Origin of the sequence: Streptomyces recifensis, assembly GCF_002154615.1 — a bacterium.
In the GTDB taxonomy this organism is placed as follows: Bacteria; Actinomycetota; Actinomycetes; order Streptomycetales; family Streptomycetaceae; genus Streptomyces; species Streptomyces griseoluteus.
Window position 1 is genome coordinate 1 of the sequence record NZ_MUNH01000289.1, and the last position, 5346, is coordinate 5346.

The 5346-nt window shown below is 72.9% G+C and carries 5 protein-coding genes; 2 read left to right on the forward strand and 3 right to left on the reverse strand.

All coding sequences use genetic code 11. From position 1 onward, the window contains the following. Window positions 1-291 precede the first annotated feature (291 nt). Entirely contained in the window at window positions 292-1170 is an 879-nt protein-coding gene (locus CCN33_RS16725; RefSeq protein WP_086694395.1) for an undecaprenyl-diphosphate phosphatase, read from the forward strand. 6 nt (window positions 1171-1176) lie between these two features. On the opposite strand, the gene CCN33_RS16730 is transcribed toward CCN33_RS16725, so the two are convergent. Then, window positions 1177-1836 carry an HAD family hydrolase gene (locus CCN33_RS16730; protein ID WP_086694396.1) on the reverse strand — a complete coding sequence of 220 codons (660 nt, stop codon included), beginning with the start codon at window positions 1834-1836 and terminating at the stop codon, window positions 1177-1179. 37 nt (window positions 1837-1873) lie between these two features. Further along, a complete protein-coding gene (locus CCN33_RS16735) occupies window positions 1874-2485 on the reverse strand; it encodes a DUF4291 domain-containing protein (RefSeq protein ID WP_086694397.1) in 612 nt (203 codons plus the stop codon). 108 nt (window positions 2486-2593) lie between these two features. Here CCN33_RS16735 and lnt point away from each other — a divergent pair, with 108 nt between their 5' ends. Further along, complete coding sequence (lnt, locus tag CCN33_RS16740) at window positions 2594-4165, forward strand: apolipoprotein N-acyltransferase (protein ID WP_086694398.1); 1572 nt, start codon at window positions 2594-2596, stop codon at window positions 4163-4165. On the opposite strand, the gene CCN33_RS16745 is transcribed toward lnt, so the two are convergent. After that, the gene (locus tag CCN33_RS16745) at window positions 4083-4994 is read right to left on the reverse strand and encodes a Gfo/Idh/MocA family protein (protein ID WP_086694399.1); all 912 of its coding nucleotides are present in this window, start codon (window positions 4992-4994) and stop codon (window positions 4083-4085) included. The two genes, lnt and CCN33_RS16745, sit on opposite strands and share 83 nt — an antisense overlap. Between the last annotated feature and the right edge of the window lie 352 nt (window positions 4995-5346).

A 5346-nucleotide genomic window follows, 5' to 3' on the forward strand; every position in this document is an offset into this window, starting at 1 on the left:
CCGTCGCCGGGGCCCGCGCCTCCGCGCCCACCTCCCCCGCCTTCCTGATCGCGCTGGCCGTGATCGGGCTGCCCGCTCTGGCGGGTACGGCGCTGGCCTGGCGCAAGCGCCACCAGCTGCGCGCACGTTGACGCCGGCGCCCGGACCTCCCTGGTACACGCCCCGGCCCACCGGCGTTCATGACCATCGCATGACCAACCCCCTGTGAAGGCTTTGCCATCGGCGCCCGCTACGCTGCCCTGCGTCGCATGATCACCCCTACGCTCCCCAGCGCTTGGACGCCACACCTCCATGTCTTGGTTTGAATCGCTCGTCCTCGGACTCGTCCAGGGGCTCACCGAGTTCCTGCCCGTCTCCTCCAGCGCGCATCTGCGGCTGACCGCGGCCTTCTCCGGCTGGCACGACCCCGGCGCGGCCTTCACCGCGATCACGCAGATCGGTACCGAGGCGGCGGTCCTCATCTACTTCCGCAAGGACATCGGGCGGATCATCTCGTCCTGGTTCCGCTCGCTGTTCGACAAGTCGATGCGGGGCGACCACGACGCGCAGATGGGCTGGCTGGTGATCGTCGGCTCGATCCCGATCGGCGTGCTCGGCGTGACGCTGAAGGACCAGATCGAGGGGCCGTTCCGCGACCTGCGGATCACCGCGACCATGCTGATCGTGGTCGGCGTGATCATAGGAATCGCGGACCGTCTGGCGGCCCGCGACGAGTCCGGCGGCCGGCACCGCAGCCCCAAGCAGCGCAAGACCCTGAAGGACCTCGGCATCCGCGACGGCCTGGTCTTCGGCCTCTGCCAGGCGTGCGCCCTCATCCCCGGCGTCTCCCGGTCCGGCGCCACCATCAGCGGCGGCCTCTTCATGGGCTACAAGCGCGAGGCCGCCGCCCGCTACTCCTTCCTCCTCGCCATCCCGGCCGTCCTCGCCTCCGGCGTCTTCGAGGTGAAGGACTCCCTGGGCGGGAACAGCGAGGTCGCCTGGGGTCCGACCCTCTTCGCCACGGTCATCGCCTTCGCCTCCGGCTACGCGGTGATCGCCTGGTTCATGAAGTGGATCTCCAACAAGAGCTTCATGCCCTTCGTCTACTACCGAGTGGCCCTGGGCATCGTCATCATCGCCCTGGTCACCGCGGGCGTCCTGAGCCCGCACGCGGCGGAGTCGGCGGGCTGATCCCCCTCACGCCGAGCGGTTGAACTCCCTGATCAGGCCCGACAGTTCCAGCAGGCTCTCGATCCGGAACAGGGGGAGGCGGTGGGCGTCCTTCGTGGGCCAGGTCAGTCTGGCCCAGGGGCCGCGGTGGAGGAGGGCCGTGTGGAAGCCAGCCGCTGCCGCGGGGCGGATGTCGTTGTCGAGGCGGTCGCCCACGTAGAGGATCTCGTCCGGTTCCGCGGGGACCAGGGAGGTCAGGCGGGCGAAGAAGGCCGGGTCGGGCTTGGCGGTGCCCCAGTCGGCCGTGGTGCCGATCAGGTCCACGTCCGTCGCGAAGAGCTCGCGCAGGATGCGGGCGGCGTGGGCGTCCTGGTTGCCGGCGATGCCGAGCCAGAGGCCGTCCGCGCGGAGGGCGGCCAGGGTGTCGCGGACGTCGTCGTACACGTCGGACTCGCCGAACGCCTCCGGCATCCCCGCGTCGGCCCGCCGCTCCCGCTCCGCGGCGAGGTCGAAGCCGGGCCGGAACTCCTCGAACACCTCACGGTGATCCCGCCCCTGGGCCACCACCGCGCCGAACACCGCCGAGAAGGTGTGCCGGGGTACGCCCAGCCAGTCGGCCCAGGTCCCGTACTCCGTCGTCTCGTCCACCAGGCACTCACCGACATCGAAGACCGCAGCGCGAATCATGGTCGCCAGGGTAGTGCGAGCACCCCGCCCCGGTGATCTACGCGCCCAGGTGAGTCAGCAGCCCCTCCGGCACGGGGTAGGGCGGCTCCTCGGGCAGCAGGGTGACCGCCTCCTCCGTCCGGCCCGCCCGGACCGCCTCATGGACCTGCCGGGCCAGCGGGGTCACGTCCCGGATGCCGACGATCCACTCGTCCGCGTACCGCGCGGCCGCCTCGCCGGTGAGCCCGAGCTGGAGGGAGCGGTGGGGCAGGGGGTCGAGGCGCAGATCCCGCTCCGGGTCCCACTGCACCCGCGCCGGCGCCTCGCGGAGGGCGCGCCTGAACTCGGCCGCGGTGCCGTGCAGTCCGGGGACGTGGTGGGAGAGGCAGGCGTTGCGCAGCGCCCACTCGAATCCGGCGCGCGAGATCTCCACGGCGAGGACGGTCTCCTGGCCCTCCATGGTGCCCCAGCCGCAGCGGTACATCATCCAGAGGAACGACGGCTTGACCCACGTCATCCGGGACCGGCTCCACGCGGCGGGAAAGCGGCCCTCGCGGGCCGCCGGGACCCCGATCCCGGGCCGGTACGCCTGGTAGACCGTGATCGTGGTGGGTGTGTGGGCCGCGCGGATGCGGAACTTCGGTTCGGGGACGGCGGGTTGGTCGATCATGGGACCAGATTCGGCCACCCGGCGCCCACTCCGCCACCCAATATCCCCTGTCGTAGATCGCGCGAGGCGCGCACACTGGGTTGAGAGCCCTGGGGAGGGAGACTCCGGATGAGGAGCACGAGGTCGTTCGGCCGGCTGCTGGACTCCCCCTGGCCCCGCTCCGGTGCAGCCGTCCTCGCGGGCGCGCTGCCCGTACTCGCGTTCCCGGCGCCCGCGCTGTGGTGGTTCGCCTACGTCGCCCTCGTCCCCTGGATCGCGCTGGCCCGCACCGCGCCGACCGGGCGCCGGGCCGCGCTCGACGGCTGGTGCGGCGGCCTCGGGTTCATGGTGGCCGTGCACCACTGGCTGCTGCCGAGCCTGCATGTGTTCATCTTCCTGATAGCCGCGCTCCTGGGTGCGCTGTGGGCCCCCTGGGGCCGGCTGGTGCGCCGCTTCCTGGGCGGCACCCCCTCCCCCGCCCGCGCCTCGGCCGCCCTGCTCGTCCTGCCCTCGGCGTGGCTGGCGGTGGAACTGGTCCGCTCCTGGCAGGGTCTCGGCGGCCCCTGGGGCATGCTCGGCTCCACCCAGTGGCAGGTCGGCCCGGCGCTCCGCCTCGCCTCGGTGGGCGGGGTCTGGCTGCTCAGCTTCCTCGTGGTCGCCGTCAACGTGGCGCTCGCGGTGCTGATTTCGGTGCCCACCTCCCGCGTCCCCGCCCTGGCCTCCCTGATCGCCACCGCCGCCGCGACGAGCGCCGCGTACACCTGGGCCCCGCGCGCGGACGTGGACGGGCGGGCGCGGATCGCGGTGGTCCAGCCGGGCGTGTACGACGGCCCGGAGCAGCGGTTCGCGCGGGAGGAGACGCTGACCCGGCACTTGGCGGGCCGGGACGTCGATCTGATCGTCTGGGGCGAGAGCAGCGTCGGCCACGACCTCGGCGACCGCCCCGACCTGGCCCGCAGGATCGCCGCGCTCTCGCGGCAGACCGGCGCCGAGATCCTGGTGAACGTGGACGCCCGCCGCTCGGATCGTCCCGGCATCTACAAGAGTTCGGTCCTTATCGGCCCGGACGGCCCCACCGGCGACCGGTACGACAAGATGCGGCTGGTCCCGTTCGGCGAGTACATACCGGCCCGCGCCCTGCTCGGCTGGGCCACCTCGGTCGGCAAGGCGGCGGGCGAGGACCGGCAGCGGGGCACGGAGCAGGTCGTGATGGACGCGGGGCACCTGAGGGCGGGCACGCTGATCTGCTTCGAGACCGCGTTCCCCGACATGGGCCGCCACCTCACCGAGGACGGCGCCGACATCCTCCTCGGCCAGTCCGCCACCTCGTCCTTCCAGCACAGCTGGGCCCCCGAACAGCACGCCTCACTGGCCGCGCTGCGGGCCGCCGAGACCGGCCGCCCGATGGTGCACGCCACCCTGACCGGCGTCTCGGCGGTCTACGGACCCGACGGCGAACGGGTCGGCCCCCGGCTCGGCACCGGCGCGAGCGCCGCCCGCGTGTACGACGTACCGCTGGCGCACGGCGTCACCCCGTACGTTCGGCACGGCGACTGGCCGGTGGACGGCGCGCTGCTGGTGCTGGCGGTGCTCGGTGTGGCGCAGGGCGTGCGGACGCTCAGGCCGCGCCGGACGGGTCCTGAGCCGCTCGTACCACGCGCTCGCACAGCTCGTGAGTCGCCAGCGCGTCCCGTGCGCTGACCGGTTCGCCCGCGCGGACGGCGTCCAGGAAGGTGAGGACGGCGCCCTCGATGCCGCGCTGCCGGGACACCGGAACCCAGTCGCCCCGGCGGCGCACGGTGGGCTGGCCCTTGTGGTCGATCACCTCGGCGAGGTTGATCACCTGGCGCTTGGTGTCCTGCCCGGAGACCTCCAGGATCTCCTCGGCCGAGCCGCTGAGCCGGTTCATCACGCCGAGCGCGGTGAAGCCGTCGCCGGAGAGCTGGAGCACCACGTGGTGGAGCAGCCCGTCCTCGGTACGGACCCGCACCGTGACGTCGTCCACCGGGCCGGGGAGCAGGAAGCGCAGGGTGTCGACGACGTGGATGAAGTCGTCCAGGATCATCGAGCGCGGTTCCTCGGGGAGGCCGACCCGGTTCTTCTGGAGCAGGATCAGGTCGCGCGGGTGCTCCAGGACCTGCGCGTAGGCGGGGGCGTGACGCCGGTTGAAGCCGACGAAGAGCGGCACGTTGTGGCGCTCGGCCAGCTCCACCAGCTTCTGGGAGTCGGTGAGTTCGTAGGCCAGCGGCTTGTCGACGTACGTGGGGACGCCCGCTTCCAGGAGCCGGGTGACGATCTCCGGGTGGACGGCGGTGGGCGCGTGCACGAAGGCCGCGTCGAGCCCGGCGTCCAGCAGCGAGTCCAGCGTCTCGTGCCGCTGCCCGGCGGGCAGGTGCAGCGAGTCCCCCACGGCGGCGAGGGTGGCGGGGGTGCGGGTCTGGAGGTGGAGGTCGAGGCCGGGCTGTGTGCCGAGGACCGGCAGATACGCCTTCCGCGCGATGTCGCCGAGTCCGATGCAGCCGACCTTCACCTGTGTGCTCCCTACCGCTGTCCCGCGTGTCCGTCCTCGGCAGCATACGGCGGGCGCCGGCCGGCCAAGCCGTCGAGGGACCGCTGCGGCCTCGCGGACGTCCACCACCGCGCGGCGTCACCCCGCGTCCGCGCCACGCCCTCCCCACGGGGCGAGAGATCACCCGTGCGGGGCATGGCGGGCACGTCGGTGGTGGAAGGCGGGCGAAGGGGTGCGCAGAGTGGGCGGGTGGATCGAACTTCGTCTGCCGCGGCCCTCCTGGTGGCCGTCACGACTCTGACCGGGTGTATGACCGTGCACGGGCCGGCGGGGCCCGCTTCGGGGCCGGGCGGCCCGCCCTCGCGGGCGGCGG

Excerpts from the sequence above, each read along its gene's own strand:
- CCN33_RS16725 (WP_086694395.1), top strand. The coding sequence starts at position 292 with ATGTCTTGGTTTGAATCGCTCGTCCTCGGACTCGTCCAGGGGCTCACC.
- CCN33_RS16730 (WP_086694396.1), bottom strand. The coding sequence starts at position 1,836 with ATGATTCGCGCTGCGGTCTTCGATGTCGGTGAGTGCCTGGTGGACGAG.
- CCN33_RS16735 (WP_086694397.1), bottom strand. The coding sequence starts at position 2,485 with ATGATCGACCAACCCGCCGTCCCCGAACCGAAGTTCCGCATCCGCGCG.
- lnt (WP_086694398.1), top strand. The coding sequence starts at position 2,594 with ATGAGGAGCACGAGGTCGTTCGGCCGGCTGCTGGACTCCCCCTGGCCC.